Source organism: Bartonella sp. TS82HLJMH (assembly GCF_042193495.1).
In the GTDB taxonomy this organism is placed as follows: domain Bacteria; phylum Pseudomonadota; class Alphaproteobacteria; order Rhizobiales; family Rhizobiaceae; genus Bartonella; species Bartonella grahamii.
Map to the genome: position 1 here is coordinate 1 of NZ_JBHILU010000064.1, position 1,493 is coordinate 1,493.

The 1,493-nt window shown below is 40.3% G+C and carries 1 protein-coding gene; it reads left to right on the plus strand.

What is annotated here, in order from left to right:
* Nucleotides 1-4: 4 nt before the first annotated feature.
* Entirely contained in the window at nt 5-1,453 is a 1,449-nt protein-coding gene (locus ACFIKO_RS09200) for a replicative DNA helicase (RefSeq protein WP_375673869.1), read from the plus strand.
* Nucleotides 1,454-1,493: the final 40 nt, after the last annotated feature.

Sequence of the window (1,493 nt, forward strand, 5' to 3'; positions counted from 1 at the left end):
AAACATGCTAAAAACAGAAAATCCAAGAGATAATTTTGCTTCTTCTTTTCGTCAACTTCCCCATAATATTGAAGCTGAACAGGCATTACTTGGAGCAATCCTGATTAATAATGATGCACTCGATCGCGTTTCAGACTTTCTCAAAGCAGAACATTTTTTTGAAAGGCTACATCAAAAGATCTTTGAGATTGTCTTACAAATTATTCAAAAGGGTCATCTTGCAAACCCCATTACAATCAAGCCCTATATCCAAATGGAAGAAAAAGTTGGAGATATTACTGTATACCAGTATGTTGTTCGCTTAGCCACCGAGGCAGTTACTATTATTAACGCTGAAGATTATGGACGCGTCATTTATGATCTGTTTATCCGCCGGTCTTTGATTAATCTTGGCAATGAAGTTGCCAATACAGCTTTTGATGCGCCTGTCGAACTTACACCTTCCCAACAAATTGAAACGATTGAAAATCAGTTATTTGAGCTCGCCGAAAAAGGCAAATATGGGGGTGGTTTTGAAAACTTTGATACAGCCATTGCAAAAGCACTTAACATGGCAAGCGCTGCAAAAAAGCGTTCCTCACAGCTTTCAGGGATCGCTACCCATATCAAAACACTTGATGAGAAAATGGGGGGGCTACAGCCATCTGATTTGATTATCATAGCTGGACGCCCTGGGATGGGGAAAACCTCTCTGGCGACCAATATTGCTTTTAATATTGCCAATGCTTGTAAGCGTGATGATAACAGCCAAGCCAATGAAGGGGGTATAGTAGGATTCTTCTCACTTGAGATGTCATCTGAACAGCTTGCAACCCGTATTATCTCAGAACAAATAAAGGTTTCTTCTTCTGATATGCGTCGTGGTAATATCTCAGAAGAGCAATTTACCAACATCATTTACGCAATGCGTTCCTTACAAACAATCCCTCTTTATATTGATCAAACGGGTGGTGTATCCCTTGTACAATTGTCCGCCCGTGCAAGGCGTCTTAAACGACAACATGGTCTAGATGTCTTGATTATTGATTATATCCAACTCATGACAAGTGGTTCAAAGCGTTCATTAGAAAATCGCGTTCAAGAAATTACAGCCATTACCACCGGATTAAAAGCACTTGCAAAAGAACTCAATATTCCCATTATTGCTCTGTCACAACTTTCGCGTCAAGTTGAAAACCGAACAGATAAACGTCCACAACTTTCCGACTTACGTGAATCTGGTTCAATCGAGCAAGATGCCGACATTGTTCTGTTCGTTTATCGTGAAGAATATTATCTCAAAAATGAAGAACCCAAAGAAGGCACTGCTGAGTATAGCAAATGGCAAGAGGCAATGGAGCAAGCCAAGGGCAAAGCTGAGGTTATTATAGCAAAACAACGCCATGGTCCGACAGGAATCGTTCCCCTTGCCTTTCAATCCGATTTTACACGCTTTAGTGATTTGGAAAAATAGGAGCAGAAAAATACGTTAAAGGGAGCTTTAAATACCCTTT

Coding starts and splice junctions, on each gene's coding strand:
- ACFIKO_RS09200 (WP_375673869.1), top strand. CDS start 5: ATGCTAAAAACAGAAAATCCAAGAGATAATTTTGCTTCTTCTTTTCGT.